Source organism: Prochlorococcus marinus str. MIT 9211 (assembly GCF_000018585.1).
Taxonomy (GTDB): domain Bacteria; phylum Cyanobacteriota; class Cyanobacteriia; order PCC-6307; family Cyanobiaceae; genus Prochlorococcus_D; species Prochlorococcus_D marinus_B.
In genome coordinates this window covers 395418-411325 of the sequence record NC_009976.1, presented here as the reverse complement: position 1 = coordinate 411325, position 15908 = coordinate 395418, and the positions used below count along the sequence as shown (strand labels likewise).

15 protein-coding genes are annotated in these 15908 nt (G+C 40.5%); 7 read left to right on the top strand and 8 right to left on the bottom strand.

Annotated features, from left to right (window positions below):
* Positions 1-18: 18 nt before the first annotated feature.
* Both P9211_RS09060 and topA read right to left on the bottom strand, forming a co-directional pair.
* A complete protein-coding gene (locus P9211_RS09060) occupies positions 19-525 on the bottom strand; it encodes a hypothetical protein (RefSeq protein ID WP_012194988.1) in 507 nt (168 codons plus the stop codon).
* A complete protein-coding gene (topA, locus tag P9211_RS02170) occupies positions 525-3224 on the bottom strand; it encodes a type I DNA topoisomerase (protein ID WP_012194987.1) in 2700 nt (899 codons plus the stop codon). The genes P9211_RS09060 and topA overlap by 1 nt, the downstream gene beginning before the upstream one ends.
* A gap of 129 nt (positions 3225-3353) precedes the next feature.
* Here topA and P9211_RS02165 point away from each other — a divergent pair, with 129 nt between their 5' ends.
* Positions 3354-4925 (top strand): NAD(P)H-quinone oxidoreductase subunit N, encoded by a 1572-nt coding sequence (locus P9211_RS02165; RefSeq protein ID WP_012194986.1) that lies wholly within the window; start codon positions 3354-3356, stop codon positions 4923-4925.
* On the top strand, positions 4903-5616 hold the full coding sequence (locus tag P9211_RS02160; protein WP_430270480.1) for an ABC transporter ATP-binding protein: 714 nt from the start codon (positions 4903-4905) through the stop codon (positions 5614-5616). Before P9211_RS02165 ends, P9211_RS02160 begins: the two co-directional genes overlap by 23 nt.
* Before the next feature lie 5 nt (positions 5617-5621).
* Here P9211_RS02160 and P9211_RS02155 read toward each other — a convergent pair whose 3' ends face one another.
* Both P9211_RS02155 and P9211_RS02150 read right to left on the bottom strand, forming a co-directional pair.
* Complete coding sequence (locus tag P9211_RS02155; RefSeq protein WP_012194984.1) at positions 5622-6380, bottom strand: biotin--[acetyl-CoA-carboxylase] ligase; 759 nt, start codon at positions 6378-6380, stop codon at positions 5622-5624.
* 61 nt (positions 6381-6441) lie between these two features.
* Positions 6442-7245 carry a PspA/IM30 family protein gene (locus P9211_RS02150; protein ID WP_041391399.1) on the bottom strand — a complete coding sequence of 268 codons (804 nt, stop codon included), beginning with the start codon at positions 7243-7245 and terminating at the stop codon, positions 6442-6444.
* 66 nt (positions 7246-7311) lie between these two features.
* Here P9211_RS02150 and P9211_RS02145 point away from each other — a divergent pair, with 66 nt between their 5' ends.
* Positions 7312-7842, top strand: coding sequence for a DUF721 domain-containing protein (locus P9211_RS02145; protein WP_012194982.1), 531 nt, complete (start codon positions 7312-7314; stop codon positions 7840-7842).
* 8 nt (positions 7843-7850) lie between these two features.
* On the opposite strand, the gene ubiE is transcribed toward P9211_RS02145, so the two are convergent.
* Entirely contained in the window at positions 7851-8552 is a 702-nt protein-coding gene (ubiE, locus tag P9211_RS02140; protein WP_012194981.1) for a bifunctional demethylmenaquinone methyltransferase/2-methoxy-6-polyprenyl-1,4-benzoquinol methylase UbiE, read from the bottom strand.
* A 114-nt stretch (positions 8553-8666) separates the two neighbouring features.
* Entirely contained in the window at positions 8667-9443 is a 777-nt protein-coding gene (gene hisF, locus P9211_RS02135; RefSeq protein WP_012194980.1) for an imidazole glycerol phosphate synthase subunit HisF, read from the bottom strand.
* Positions 9444-9502: 59 nt separating this feature from the next.
* On the opposite strand from hisF, the gene petP reads away from it, so the two are divergent.
* Genes petP through P9211_RS02120 form a run of 3 tightly spaced genes read left to right on the top strand, consistent with a single transcriptional unit; the run spans position 9503 to position 12497 of the window.
* Positions 9503-9727: a cytochrome b6f subunit PetP gene (gene petP / locus P9211_RS02130; RefSeq protein WP_041391025.1), complete on the top strand. Its 225-nt coding sequence runs from the start codon at positions 9503-9505 to the stop codon at positions 9725-9727.
* Positions 9728-9738: 11 nt separating this feature from the next.
* Complete coding sequence (gene chlG / locus P9211_RS02125) at positions 9739-10689, top strand: chlorophyll synthase ChlG (RefSeq protein ID WP_012194978.1); 951 nt, start codon at positions 9739-9741, stop codon at positions 10687-10689.
* Positions 10689-12497: a transglycosylase domain-containing protein gene (locus tag P9211_RS02120; RefSeq protein ID WP_012194977.1), complete on the top strand. Its 1809-nt coding sequence runs from the start codon at positions 10689-10691 to the stop codon at positions 12495-12497. Before chlG ends, P9211_RS02120 begins: the two co-directional genes overlap by 1 nt.
* 18 nt (positions 12498-12515) lie before the next feature.
* Here the strand turns inward: P9211_RS02120 and P9211_RS02115 are convergent, their stop codons facing one another.
* A complete protein-coding gene (locus P9211_RS02115) occupies positions 12516-13805 on the bottom strand; it encodes a 16S rRNA (cytosine(967)-C(5))-methyltransferase (protein WP_086934867.1) in 1290 nt (429 codons plus the stop codon).
* 359 nt (positions 13806-14164) lie between these two features.
* Between P9211_RS02115 and trmH the strand changes: the two genes are divergently transcribed.
* On the top strand, positions 14165-14854 hold the full coding sequence (gene trmH / locus P9211_RS02110) for a tRNA (guanosine(18)-2'-O)-methyltransferase TrmH (RefSeq protein ID WP_012194975.1): 690 nt from the start codon (positions 14165-14167) through the stop codon (positions 14852-14854).
* 38 nt (positions 14855-14892) lie between these two features.
* On the opposite strand, the gene P9211_RS02105 is transcribed toward trmH, so the two are convergent.
* Complete coding sequence (locus tag P9211_RS02105) at positions 14893-15714, bottom strand: ABC transporter permease (protein ID WP_049750889.1); 822 nt, start codon at positions 15712-15714, stop codon at positions 14893-14895.
* Positions 15715-15908: the final 194 nt, after the last annotated feature.

Below are 15908 nucleotides of genomic sequence, written 5' to 3'. Positions count from 1 at the left end.
TCAGTTTTTTCAATTTATTTACCTCTTATCAGATCTGGGATCAAGTAAAGATTTTTCTTCAAAGCGTTCGATCTTCTCAACCTCAAAGATAATTCCGGCATCTCTTAATGCACTAGTCACAGTTTCGGCGGGTGCAGAGGGATTAGCACCAGATAATTTAATTATGATCCGATAAGGTGCCGGCTTGAAAGGAGCAAGAATGTTTTTCTTTTGTGTTTTTTTTGCCCTAACAGAATTAAATATAATTTTATTGGTCTGCACAATTTCTTTTTCTTTTGGATTATATCCTTGCAAACCTTCTTTTTTTTGAACTTCTTTAGCTTTTCCACTAACCAAACTAGGTTCATTCCCTTTAGGTTTTAATTGAGGAGTAGAAGTAACATTTGGAGCAACAGGAGTGTCAAAACTGTTCGAAAGCTTTTTCTCTAGCTCAGAGCTTGAGCAAGACTGCATCAAAAGCAATACTACCCAAAGGAAAATATTTTTGAATGAGTAATTTCCTAACAATGATTTGAAACCAATCATTAATTACCAGACTTAATAACTCTTACCGCACTTGCTCTTAATCGTCCTGACTTAGTAGTAGATGGAGCTTTAGGAGTCGCTTTATTGGACTTTGCTTTGCTTTTTGTAGAGCTTTTGGGTTTAGCTACTTTTTTCTTTTTAGTTTTTTTACTTGTAAGTTTAGCTTCGAGCAATTCAACTGCTTCTTCGATGGTAATTTCTTCAGCACTTTTACCTTTTGGCAAAGAAGCATTGACTTTCCCTTGTTTTACGTAAAGTCCATAGGGGCCGTTATAAACCTCAACCTTATCTTTCTGTCCCTTAGGTATGCCAAGGTCTTTCAATGCAGTCCTACCACCTCTACCTCTCTTTGGCATAGCCAATAACTCAAGTGCTCTTTCAATCTTTACTTCAAGAACATCATCAGCTCCTTTTAGTGATCGATAATCTTTTTCTCCTTTTCCTTTATTCCAAACAATATAAGGACCAAAGCGCCCAAGACCTGCAGCAATCTTACCCCCATCAGGATGCTCCCCAAGAGCACGTGGCAATTTAAGCAACCCAAGGGCTTCCTCTATAGTCAGATCTTCTGGTTTAACTGCTTTTGGCACTGAAGCTCTTTTTGGTTTCGGCACCTCATCAGTTACTTGCCCTCTCTGAACATAAGGGCCATATTGACCAAAGAGCAAATAAATCTCTTCACCTGTTTCAGGATCCGTCCCCAAAGGATCAGGTTGATCTGATTTTTGCTTCAGAATTAACTCTGCTTTCTCTTCATCCAGATCTGCTGGGGTCGTTTCTTGAGGGAGTGTGGCTTTAATCAACTCTTCTTCGCCATTATCTCCTAGACGTCTCGATTCAAGATAGGCTCCAAAGCGTCCAATCCTGACAACACATTTTAGGCCTTCTAAAGCAATAGTTCTAGATAAACCTGGGTCTATGTCTCCTTCTTTTTTCTCGACTTGATTTTCAAGGCCATCCTCTCCTTTATAAAAGCCTGATAAATATGGTAACCACTCCACTTTACCTGTAGAGATTTCATCTAAAGTCAATTCCATTCTAGCAGTAAACCTAGTATCAACTAGATCTGGGAAATGTTCTTCTAATAAAGCCGTTACTGCAAATGCTGTAAAGCTAGGTATTAAAGAATTATTGTGGATAGAGGAATAACCTCTATCCACAATGGTTCCAATAATACTTGAATACGTAGAAGGTCTTCCAATACCTTCCTTCTCAAGCATTTTTACCAAGGAAGCTTCACTATAGCGGGCAGGTGGTTGTGTTTGATGAGCTAACGGCTCTATCTTTTCGACAATAGGTGTATCTCCCACCTCCAAACTTGGAAGAAGGACTTCTTGACCTTCTAAGGCTGCATCTGGATCATCATTTCCTTCCACATAAGCTCGGAAGAAACCAGGAAAGTCAATTCTCTTACCAGAAGAACGAAACACAGCATCACCAACTGTTATTTCAACTCCAATCATTGTCAAGCGAGCTTCTTGCATTTGACTCGCAACCGTTCTTTTCCATATCAATTCATAAAGCGCCAGATCTCTACCTTCAAGCCCTGTTTGATCTGGCATCTTAAAAGTTGCTCCCGCAGGCCGAATGGCTTCATGTGCTTCTTGAGCATTTCTAGACTTATTGCTAAATTGACGGACTTTATTACTTAAGTAATCAGCTCCATATCTAGACTCAATACATTTTCTAGAAGCTTTAATTGCCTGCTCTGAGAGATGAACTGAATCAGTTCGCATATAAGTTATAAAACCTCTCTCATATAGACCCTGTGCACATCTCATCGTTTCTCTAGTCGAGAGCCTAAGCTTGCGGTTTGACTCCTGTTGAAGAGTACTTGTAGTAAATGGGGGTACTGGTCTCCTAACTGTAGGCTTTTCTTCAATCGAACTAACTTTCCATTCATTCAATTGGAGTGTTTTTGCAAGATCTTTTGCTTCTTTTTCACTGACCAAGCGAGCATTATTTCCATCCTTCATCAAGCCAGTGGAATCATCAAAATCAATCCCGCTAGCTATTTTCTGGCCGCCCAGAGTTGCCAGTTTTGCCTCAAATGAGTTCCCTTGATTTTGTAAAGTAGTTTTCAAATCCCAATAATTCGCGCTTCTAAAAGCTCTACGGGCACGTTCACGGAGAACTAGGAGTCGGACAGCAACAGATTGAACTCTTCCAGCAGAAAGTCCCCATGCAACCTTTTTCCAAAGAAGAGGTGAAAGGGTGTATCCCACTAATCGGTCAAGAATACGCCTGGTCTCTTGAGCATGGACCAATTCCATATCAAGATCTCTTGTCTGAGTCAGAGCATGAGATATTGCGTCCTTTGTAATCTCATGAAAAACCATTCTCTTGGCAGGAACCTTTGGGTTCAGAAGCTGCAATAAGTGCCAGCTAATGCTTTCGCCTTCTCGATCTTCATCAGTTGCAAGCAAAAGCTGGTCAGCGCCTTTTAAAGCAGTTTTAAGCTCCCTAACAATCTTTTTTTTATCTTTTGGTACAACATACAAAGGTTCAAAGTCCGCCGTCGTATTCACCCCTAAAGTTGCCCATTTTTCGCCTTTTTGAGCAGCAGGGATCTCACTTGCACTATTGGGAAGATCCCTGACATGCCCCATGGAAGCGACCACTTCAAAGTCTTTCGGCAAGAAGCTTTTTATAGTTCGTGCCTTTGTTGGACTTTCAACGATTACTAGAGCTTGCGCCACAAGCAAACATATAACTGTTCTTCATCTTTATCGCATCATCAGCCAAACTGCATAGACCATGCTGATATCTAAGGCATAATTCATAACATCGCTAGAGTTTGAAAACCTGGTCTTTTTTTTGCAAAAACCATGCCCGAGATGGGTGCAATCTTTATCACTGCACAGTCCATGACTGCCCCAGGAGAGCTTCTCAATCTTTCTCTAAATGCAATGGCAGTTGCTCCAGAAGGATTTGTCCTTCTAGCATTGATTGGAACTTTGTTAGTTGACCTTGCAGGAGAAGAAACTGCTGCAAAATGGTCTCCACCTATCTGCTATCTAGGATTAGGTGCTGCACTGTTATTTCTTGCACTTCAATGGAATGGAGAGCTAGAGCCTTCCTTCCTGGGAGCTTTTCTTGCTGACAATCTTGCAATTGCATTTAGAGGAGTTGTAGCACTTTCAACCCTTATCTCATTACTAATAAGCTGGAGATATGCAGAAAAGAGTGGTAGCCCAGTTGGAGAATACGCAGCAATACTTCTAGCAGCGACCCTAGGGGGGATGCTCCTCTGTGGTTCAACAGATCTCATAAGCATTTTCGTCTCTCTAGAAACTCTTTCCGTAGCTAGTTATCTTTTATCTGGATATATGAAACGAGACGCTAGAAGTTCTGAAGCAGCACTGAAATATCTCCTGGTGGGATCAGCAGCAGCAGCAATTTTCTTATATGGAGCGTCTCTTCTATATGGGTTAAGCGGTTCTACCAACCTTCATGAAATTAGCATTGCCCTTATAGACAGTCCTACCCCTTTGGCTGCCTTGGCTTTGGTTTTCATTCTTGCAACTGTTGCTTTCAAAATAGCTGCTGTTCCTTTTCACCAATGGACACCTGATGTGTATGAAGGGTCTCCCACTCCTGTTGTTGCCTTCTTGTCCGTAGGTTCAAAAGCAGCTGGCTTTGCCCTAGCCATCAGACTATTAGTAGGTTGTTTCTATGCTTTTGACAGTCAATGGAAGCTACTTTTTACTGTTTTAGGAGTTTTAAGCATGAGTTTGGGCAACATTGTTGCTCTGGCTCAAACATCAATGAAGAGAATGCTTGCATATAGCTCAATTGGACAAGCAGGCTTTGTAATGATTGGCCTAGTGTGTGGGACAGAAGACGGATATGCAGCAATGGTCCTTTACATGGCGGCATATCTATTCATGAATCTTGGAGCTTTTGCATGCATTATTCTCTTCTCACTTAGAACAGGCAGCGATCGTATAGCTGATTATGCGGGGCTTTACCAAAAAGATCCTCTGATTACCTTAGGTTTGAGCCTTTGCCTTCTTTCTCTTGGAGGGATACCTCCTATGTTGGGCTTTTTTGGAAAAATCTACCTTTTCTTTGCAGGATGGGCAAATGGACAATATCTGTTGGTAATAGTTGGTCTGGTAACTTCCGTAATATCAATTTATTACTACATCTCTGTTATAAAAATGATGGTAGTCAAAGAGCCTCAAGAAGCCTCAGAATTAGTGAAAAGCTATCCTTCAATTCACTGGCAAACATTGGGACTGCCACCCCTAAGATTTGCATTACTTACATGTGTATTAGTCACCGCAATAGGAGGAATAATATCTAACCCACTTTTTCAATGGGCTAACAATGCAGTAACAGGGACACCAATCCTGCAAGAAACATTAACCCTTGCTGGGAAAGGAACCATTGGGTAATCAACAAACCATCAAGAATCCAGTAGTTAAATTAGAAAATGTCTCTAAGTTTTATGGGCAAGGGAACCTTCTCGTAAAGGCTCTTGACAAAATTAATTTAGAAGTAAATAAAGGGGATTATCTAGCTGTAATGGGAGCTAGTGGTTCGGGCAAGAGTACTGCTATGAATATTTTGGGCTGTTTAGATAGACCAACCCATGGCAGTTACTTACTAAATGGTCTACAAGTTGAAGAACTCAATGATGATGCACTAGCAGACTTGCGGAACCAAGAACTAGGTTTCGTTTTCCAGCAATTCCATCTTCTTCAAGATGCCACTGCATTAGAGAATGTATTACTTCCAATGATCTATGCAGGCATCCCTCAATCAGCTAGGGAAGAACTTGCCAAACAAGCATTAGAAAAAGTTGGGCTTATGGAAAGAATGCAAAATTATCCCAATCAACTTTCTGGAGGACAGCAGCAACGAGTAGCAATAGCAAGAGCAATCATCAATCAACCTTCATTGCTATTGGCTGATGAACCAACAGGTGCACTTGACTCAAGCACTACTGAAGATGTTCTAAACTTATTTGATGAATTACATAAGCAAGGTATAACTTTGGTGCTAGTTACTCATGAAGACGAAGTTGCGAAAAGAGCGCAAAAGGTTGCCAAATTTAAAGATGGGAAAATAATCGAAATTTCTTAAATATTTCATTCCCAACGATAAAAATCTTTTGTTCTAGACCCTTTAATAACTCTAAGAGATCCATTCAAATTAAATCCGTCAATTTTCCAGATTTCTCCTGTTGAAGGATCTGTAACTTGATCAGACCAAAGTAAGCTCTCAGCCATTTGACAAAGTTGTTCTTGATTTTCTAAAAGCATAATTGCATTCTCTAATGCCATCAAAACTTCTGCAGACCATAGATCAATCCGGCAATTACCTTGACAAAGGATTTCTGACAAAGATATTGCGCCTTTTGGAACTCTATTAAAAACGTTAAGTCCTATACCTATTCTTGCAAATTTTAAATGCCTTCCTTTAATGATTACCCTTGGTAAGAAACCAGCTAATTTTCTGTTATAAACGAGCAGGTCATTTGGCCACTTAATTTGAACAGGGACAGAACTGTTCAACAGCCTATTTGAAAGCGCAACGGCAACTGCCAAGCCAAATAAGCCTGTTGATTCTTTAGGACATGTAAAAGGTATCGCAGCGCTAAGCCATACCCCCCCTTGAGGAGAATGCCATGAACGACCATATTGGCCTCTACCATGTGACTGTCGTCCTGCTAAGAATGCCCGAGGATATTTAGAGTTAAATGGTTTTTCATTAAGCCATTGGGATAGATCCGTCTCAGTACTTCCAGAAACAGGCTTCCACCTCAAGAGCCATGACTTTCTCGAGGAATTAATTTTCAACCAAGAGGCAACTGAAGAAGCACCTTTGCATCTCAAGTATCGGGCCATTACATTCAATAGATAATTTTTTTATTCATTTCTCAGGAAAAACTAGTTTTCTAAAGATGAGTTAATTCTCCTCAATTTCTCTCTTGCTTTCTTTAAATTCTTCTGTTGCATCATCATTATCCAAAGATTCAATTTCTACTTCTGAGATAGATATAGATTCAAGGGAAGATTGATCACTTGAACCAATCAAAGTAGGAGCATTAGTTCCTTGATGAAGATTATTTCGCAATTTACTCAACTCTTCATCAATATCATCACTTCCTTCGATTGAAGCAAACTTACTCTCCAAGTCTGAACCTGCAAGCTCCTCTGCTATTAACCCAGATGCTTCAAGTTCTTCAACCTTATCTTCCATTCTTTCAAAAGCAGATATTGCTGAATTACTTCCCAATGCACCTACTGCACTGCCAAGTTGTTGTTGTGCTTGAGCTGCCTGCGCCCTTGCCTTGAGCATGTCCTTTTTTGTTCTCGCCTGAGCTATCTTCCCTTCCAGGGAAATAAGACTCCTTTTCAGCATCTCCACTTGACCATCTTGTCCGACTAGCTGATTAGATAAAGAAGAATAAGTTTCTTGAAATGTCTTTCGTCTAATTAGTGCTTCCTTGGCAAGAGCCTCTTCTCCTTTTTGAATAGCCTGTTCAGCTCGTTGATACCAAATTGTCGCCTGATCCTGAGCCTGCTCTGCTTGCCTAGCAAGTCTTTTTTGGCTAGCCATAGCAGCTGCTACTGCCTGGCGAAGCTTTTCTAAGTCTGCTTGCATATCAATTACAGACTGATCAAGAATCTTGGCTGGATCCTCAGCATTACTTACCAAATGATTGAGATTGGCACGTAACAATCTGCCCAACCTGTCAAAAAATCCCATGGAGTCATGCAATAAGGCCTTCAAAAGACTAGCTAGCCTTGTCATATCTCGACGTAAAGTGAAGATATGAATTCAGCCAATGATCGCCCATTAAGTAGCTCCAGCCAAGAAAAGTTACTGAAAGAAGGTATTCCAAACACTCCTTCTTCCCTAATTCAGTGCCTTGAAGATGTAAAACAACAATTACATAAGAACCAAAAAATAGCTGCTTTGTGGCAAGACTGGCCAAAAATTGCAGGTAAAGATCTAGCCGAGCACTGCACTCCTCTAACAATTAATAGGGGGGTACTAATTATTGGAGCAAGTCACCCTCAATGGATACAAGCTCTAATTTTTAATAGAAATCAACTATTAGCGGCGCTAAAAGCAAAAGGTCATCAAGTCAAAGCTTTAAAAGTACAAAGCCACTATCCCGTCAAGCATGAATCAAAAGAGGCAGAGCAACTTGTATGGGGCAAGCATCCAAGCAGAGTTGATATTCATGGAGTAGCTAATTGCAGCTTCTGTAATGGTCCTGCACCAGCAGGAGAGATCTCTCTATGGGGAAAATGTGGCCTTTGCAGAAGAAAGGATCTTTTCGAAAAAAAGAACCCTTGATTTTCTCCTCATGCCTGCAGCAACAAAGCTCCCATCTGAGCACCTGCGATGAGCCTATAACTAGCCTTCTTAAACCCAACGCTAATTGCCATATCCTTCTGAAGTGAGCCTGTTGGAAACGATTTTAAACTCTCTTCCAAATAAGAGTATTCTTCACGAAGACCCATTGTGGATGCCAAGGGAACTACAAATTTACGCAGATAGCATTTCTGGAAAACAGAGCTTAAAGAACCTTCTCTTGTGTGATTGAAGTCCAACACTCCAGCCCTCCCACCTGGCTTCAAAAGCCTTTGCATATGATGCAAGCCTGATGCTGGATCGGAAAGATTTCTAAGTCCATAGGCCATAACTACTCCATCGAATGAACTTGATTGGAGTTGATTATCTAAAACATCTGCTTCAAGCCAGGATACAGATTGTATTGAAGCTTTAAAAGCTCTCTTCTTAGCCAAAGCTATTTGACTAGATGAAAAGTCTATGCCTAATACACTTCCATTGGGGCCAAGTAATTTAGCTAAAGAAATACTCAAATCGCCTGTTCCACAACAAAGATCTGCCCAATTTTCTCCATAAGTTGGATTCAACCATCGTAAAAACTGTCGCTTCCAAAGCCGATGCAAGCCAAAACTAAATAAATCATTTAAAAAGTCATAAGTAGGCGAAACAGTATCAAACAATTCCTTTATTGGGAGTGAATCTTTAGGTCGCATTGAAGATAACTTTATGAGTTAAATAATAGAATTTTTTATACAAAGAATATTAATACTTCGTCAAGAAGTAATTTTCCAAGTCAATGCATATTTCAGATTTATACAAATAATTTTTTACATATCAAGAACAGGTCTTATTAACAATTGATTTTTTAGCAAATAATCTTTTATTTGCTCAATCGTTAATTCTCCATCATGAAGAAGAGATGCCAAAAGGGCCGCAGAAGCTTTGCCTTCAGTAAAAGCTTCAAGAATATGTTCCAAGGAGCCAGCTCCACCAGAAGCGATTACAGGTATTTGCAGAGCATCGGCAATAGTTCTGGTCAATTTTAGGTCATAACCATTTTGGGTCCCATCACCATCCATGGAGGTAAGAAGTATTTCTCCTGCGCCTAAACCGGCTACTTTCTTTGCCCATTCCAAAGCATCTAATTTGGTGTTTTTCCTTCCCCCATTAACAAAAACATCCCATTCTGATGTGCAATTTTCCCTACGTTTTGCATCTATAGCAACAACAATGCATTGTGATCCAAACTGATTTGCCCCCTGAGCAATTAGCTCTGGATCCCTAACAGCAGAAGAGTTCAAACTGACTTTATCAGCCCCTGCACGTAAAAGTTCTTTTATGCCTTCAATTGAGCTAATGCCTCCTCCAACAGTAAAAGGAATAGTTACAGATTCTGCAGTCCTCCGAACAATTTCTATCAAAGTTGCTCTTCCTTCATGACTTGCAGCTATATCCAAAAAAACCAACTCATCAGCTCCAGACTTGCTGTACCTATAGGCAAGTTCAACAGGATCTCCTGCATCACGAAGTCCTACAAAATTGACGCCCTTTACAACTCGACCATTAGCAACATCAAGGCAAGGGATTAATCGAAGGGCAACCATGGTTAATTAAATTACGGTGACTGTTAGTGTGTTGCCCACACACCCAAATCGTGCAGGTCATGCCCCAATCAGTAAACCTTACAAGAATCGGCTCCCGGATCAAGGTTGATCTTGATCAAGTTCGCGATCGTATACCAGGGAAATTGATTAAAAAGCTTACTAAAGACCCCAGTGGTACTGTTTTGGATTACAAAATGACTGATGGTGGTGGTGTTGGTGTAATAGTGAAATTGAATGATGGCTCAAAGAGATGGTTCTTTGAGGATGAATTTAGACGTGGTTGAGGATTCTAAAAGTGAGTGATGCACGCCAACTGCTTGGAATAAAAGGAGCAGCTGAAACAAAAAATTCCTGGAAACTGCGATTGCAGCTCATGAAGCCAATCACCTGGATCCCATTGCTATGGGGGGTAATTTGCGGAGCAGCTGCCAGCGGTAATTACCATTGGTCCTTGAGCAATGTCATAGCATCTATTGCCTGCATGGTGATGAGTGGCCCCTTACTAGCTGGGTATACACAAACTATCAATGATTACTATGACCGAGATATAGATGCGATCAATGAACCAAATCGTCCCATCCCTTCTGGAGCAATATCACTTTTGCAAGTGAAGTTGCAAATATGGGTTCTTTTAGGACTAGGACTTTTATTTGCCTATGGGTTGGACTTATGGGCTGGGCACTCAACACCATCAGTATTATTACTTGCCTTAGGAGGCTCATTTGTCAGTTATATCTACTCAGCACCCCCACTTAAGCTCAAGCAAAATGGCTGGATTGGTAACTATGCTCTTGGTGCAAGCTATATAGCTCTTCCATGGTGGGCAGGGCAAGCACTATTTGGTCATCTCACTTGGACTACAGCCATACTTACACTTGCTTATAGCTTGGCTGGGCTAGGCATAGCAGTAATAAATGATTTCAAAAGTGTTGAAGGAGACAAAGCATTAGGGCTCCAATCTTTGCCGGTAGTTTTTGGAATTAAAAATGCGAGTTTTATAAGTGCTGGGATGATAGATATTTTTCAGTTGGCAATGGTTGGAGTCTTAATAGCTATAGGGCAAAATCTAGCATCGGTAATACTTATTTTGCTAATCATTCCTCAGATTACTTTCCAAGATATATGGCTCTTAAATGATCCATTAAAATATGACGTAAAATATCAAGCTAGCGCCCAACCTTTCTTAATTCTAGGAATGCTAGTAACTGCCCTGGCAATAGGGCATAGTCCACTTAGTAATTTTTAGTGGGCCGAAAATTACCGGCATTTCTATTTATAGCCTTCGGCTCATTAACAATTGGTTCATTAATCGCAATTACTGAAAGGTTTGCGACTGATTCAATAGATTCTTTACTCCCTAATCCAAGCAAAATAACTTCATATAGTCGTCCTGGCACTATTACACTACTTGCATCAAACGAAGAAATAATTCAAAAATTAGGGCCTAACACTCGCCACAAGATCAGGCCTGGGGGAATGCCAAGGCTAATCGAACAAGCCTTTGTTGCGGCTGAAGATCGACGATTTTATGAGCATAAAGGTGTTGATTTCTGGGGAATTGGAAGAGCTCTTATAACCAATATCCGTCAACAAAGAGTCGCTGAAGGCGCAAGTACTATTACACAACAATTGGCACGAATAATTTTCTTAACCCAAGAGAGAACTTATACAAGAAAGCTGAAAGAGATTGCTCTCGCATACAAGCTAGAACGTCACTTCAGTAAAAAAACAATCCTCGAGCAATATATAAATAACGTCTACCTTGGTTCTAGTGCTTATGGTGTTGCTGATGCTGCCTGGATATATTTTTCTAAATCCCCTGATCTTTTAACACTTGAAGAGGTTGCACTAATAGCAGGGCTAACGCCTGCTCCCTCATTGTATTCACCCCTAGTTAATAGTGACTTAGCAATCAAACGAAGAGCAATTGTTTTAAAGAAAATGCATCTTCAAGGCTTCATCTCTAATTCTGAGTTAATGACATCCTTAAGATCTCCATTAAGCCTTAAGCCGGCTTACCCCAAATATTCTAAAAGCACTGCTCCATTTTTCACAAGCTGGGTAGAGCAAAAACTGCCATATTTTCTTTCTAAAGAGCAGCTCGAAGTTGGAGGCCTACAAATAAAAACTAGTTTAAACCTTAATTGGCAATCCAAAGCAAAATCAATCCTGCGTAACCAAAGCCCAGGGGAGAGGGAAGGGGCAATAGTCTCTATCGAGCCAAGTACAGGGTTGATAAGAGTATTAGTAGGAGGAAAAGATTTTAGTAGTAATCAATTCAATCGTGCTACTCAGGCATATCGCTCTCCTGGGTCAACTTTTAAAGTATTCCCCTATGCAGTAGCAATAAACGAAGGTTTTAAACCTGAGGATTTAATGTTTGATACCCCAAGATGTTGGTATGGCTACTGCCCTAAAAATTTTGGAGGGAAATATTATGGTGAAGTTTCTCTTTCAGAAGCCTTCAGCAAATCATTAAATACCATTGCTATTGATCTTTTAGCAAAAGTAGGCTTTAAGAAAGTCATTGCCATGGCCAATCAACTGGGTGTAGGGAATGAAGCCAAACTTGGCCATTACTACCCTTTAGCGATTGGAGCATATGAAGAGACAGTGTTAAACATGACAGGGGCTTATGCTGGAATTAATAATCGCGGTTTATACATAGAGCCATCTCCTTTTGAAGAAATTAGGGGGCCTGACAACAGCATTATTTGGAGCAACGAGATAAACAAAAAGAGAAGCAAAAGAGTCCTCTCCAAGCGAGTAGCAGATACAATAAACTGGATGCTAAGAAGAGTTGTTAGCGAAGGTACTGGTGTGGCAGCATCGCTAAAGACAAGGCAAGTCGCTGGCAAGACTGGGACTTCAGAAGGCAATAGAGACCTTTGGTTTATTGGGTCGATCCCACAACTTACAACAGGTGTTTGGCTGGGCTATGACAATAATAAAGAGATAAAAAGTAGTAGTGGAGAAGCTGCATTGATTTGGAAGCAATTTATAGAAGGAATAGACGATGATTTTGAACCTTTAAAGTTTCCCAGAAAACCATGAGGGCTATATATAAAGCACTTAATCTATATCAATAACTGCCGCATAGAAACCATCTCCTGATTGTGCATCATCTGGCCAAATTTGATTTTGATACTTAAGTTTTACTTTGGGGTGCAATGCTAAAAATTCCCCAACTTGTTTGAAGTTTTCTTCTGGGTGCATAGTGCAGGTTGAATATACGATTCTCCCTCCAGGAGACAATAAAGGTAGAACTCCTCTCAGTAACCGGGCTTGTAAAATAATCAACTCATCAATTTTTTCGGGAGTCATTCGCCAACGAGCATCTGGATTTCTACTCAATGTTCCCAAACCCGAGCAAGGGGCATCAACCAAAATTCTTTGAAAATAGCCCTTCCAGTGGGGCTTACAGTCTAATAACATTGAGGCATCAGCAGCCAAGCATTTAAGAGAATTCAAGCCTAAACGCGTCGCGTTCTCAGACACTTTCTGTAGACGTTTAGGAGAGCGATCAACTGCCCATATCTCACCATTATCGTCAATCAATTCCGCAAGATGAGTTGCCTTGCCTCCTGGAGCAGAGCATGCATCTAAAATTCGATCGCCAGGTTCAGCTTCAAGCAATGGAGCAATCCACTGAGATGATCTATCCTGAACTGACCATTCACCTCCTTCATATCCAGGCCATTTGCGTAAGTCACCCATCCCTGAGGTTATTTGCAATCCTGAAGTGCATCCTTTAATAGGTAGACTCGTAATCCCAAATTTATCAAAAATCTCTTGCACACTCCTAGGGTTTGTTTTACATCGATTAATTCTTAAATCAAAGGCAGGGGGCTGATTAAAAGCCATAGCAATACTCTTTGCACCTTGTTCGCCACGCCAAGTGATCAATGAATTAGCCAACCATAATGGGATCGAGAAAGACTGTGCTAACTCTTCCGAAGCATTTGACTTGAATGGTAAGCCTTGCCCAGCCTCTCTAATTCGAATCGCATTGCGAAGAATTCCATTTACTACCGAAGAAAGCTTATTTAAATTATTGTTTTTGGCCAATTGAACGGTTGTATTCACTACTGCAGAAACAGGTATTCTCTCCATTAAAAAGATTTGGTAAAGGCCTATATGCAGTAGCCATCTCAGCCTAGGAGGTTGTTTTAAGGCCGAAATCTTTGCCAAGTTATCAATCCAAGAATCTAAATACTTCCTTTGTCGAATTGAACCGTAAGCAATCTCTGTTGTCAGAGCTTTATCAATTGCTTTCATAGAGTATTTGTTTAAGACCTGGTCAAGGGCCGTCTCTGCATAAGCACCAGCAGAGACAGCCTGCAAAACCTTCCAAGCAGCCATTCTTGGCAATAGTCCAGATTTTGAAGTTTCGATTGAGATAAAAGACTCCTTTTATTTTTTATACCAAGTTAGAAAAGTTTCCTAATGGTTTCCAGACAATTCCTAGTAAAGATAATTACTAACTTTTAGTCTAAGTTTCGAGCAACAAGATTGCATTGAATACACTCTTATAGATACTGGCTACCTTTGAAATATAGCTCTCTTAAGCTTATGTTGACGATCGAATCCTTATCAGTCAAACCATCCATCCTCCTTCTAGCGTCGAGGCTCCCCGCCCCATTGCATCCAGAAATCAACTATTTCATAGAGGTTCCAATTGAACACACTATTGAAAACTAGTCCATTAAAAGTTCCATCTCATGCCTTTATTGCCCCGACGATTTAAAAAGCTTAAATCTATACTTAATCGTCGCATCTCTGACCTAACAATCCTTGTTGAGCAAGTAGAAAAACCCCATAATCTCTCAGCCATTATGCGTACATGTGATGCAGCTGGAGTTTTAGAAGCACATGCAGTAGCACGTGAAACTAAAACAAGAACTTTTAATAGCACTGCCCAAGGGAGTCAAAAATGGGTCCCCCTTAAAGATCATAAGAATATCGAAGCGGCCGCTCTCTTTCTAAAAAAGCAAGGTTTTAAGCTTTACGGAACCAATCTAAGTGTTGACGCTATAGATTATCGTTATTGCGATTATACTGGCCCAACAGCATTTGTTTTAGGTGCAGAAAAATGGGGACTAAGTGAACCTGCTACAAGATTAATGGATGCTGCAATTTACATCCCAATGAGAGGAATGGTGCAATCTTTAAACGTCTCGGTAGCCGCGAGTGCACTACTCTTCGAGGCATTACGTCAAAGAGAAGTAAGCGGAACTCTTCCTCAAAATGGTGAAGGCCTACCCAATGAAATATATGAAAAAATCTTGTTTGAGTGGTGTTATCCTGAAGTCGCCAACTGGTGCAATCAAGAGGGAAGGCAGTACCCTAAATTGAATTCAGAAGGAGAGATTCTTGAACATATACCAAGAGCAATAAAAGTTAGATGTTAAGCCTACTAATTAAAATGAATTAGATTTTCTGATAATTACTAAATTCCACTGTCTTCAACATTGTTCAGATTCATAAATTCTTCTAGAGCCTCACCAACGAAAGAGAGTCCCAATACCAATCCAAACATTGCGATGCCAGGGTACAGAGCAGTCCACCAAATCCCTATAGGGACAGCATCTAATGCCATATTTAAATCACTACCCCATTCGGGTATAGCTTCGGGCAATCCTAACCCTAGGAACCCAAGACCTCCTAGGACCAAGACTGCATCAGCAGCATTTAAAGTTAAAAGCACAGGCACAGATGTAATTACATTTTTCAATAAATACTTTCGCATTATCCACAAAGGTCCAGCTCCCATTGCTCGTGCAGCTTCAACATAAAGCTCTGCTTTAGCTTGAGCCGTTTGGTTTCTGACAACACGAAAGTATTGCGGGACGTATACAACACACAAAGCAATTGCCGCATTGACAATCCCACGGCCAAGTAAAAATGCAATAACTACTGAAAGTAGTAATACAGGCATCGTATATAGTGTTTCCATTAATAGAACAATTACTCTGTCAAAAAAACCACCTAAATATCCACTTAATATTCCCAAAGGAACTCCTATTAAGACTGCCAAGCTCACAGCGAGCAAGACAACAGTCAGAGCAACTCTACTTCCTGTCAAAGTTCGTACACACACATCTCTGCCCAGACGATCTGTTCCACACCAATGGTCTAATGAGGGCGAGGCGTAAATCGGATTATCAAGGCCTAATTGAGGGTCTGGCAAGAAGCCGAGACTGGTAAGAGCTGGGGTGATCAATGCTGCAGCAAAATAAGCACATAAGATTAAGATCCCCCATCGAGCCATCTGACTAGAAAGAGTCTTACTCCCAAACACCCTAGGGGAAAGAGGAAAGCTCAATGCAAAAACCAATTCTTAAAGTCATGATAAGGGTAGAAATGTGAAGTAAGAAGCGCTTAAATATAATTACTAAATAAACTCAAAATGAATTTAAAGAATGATGGCCTAACAGTAGGTGAATTAACCATAACAATAGGAGT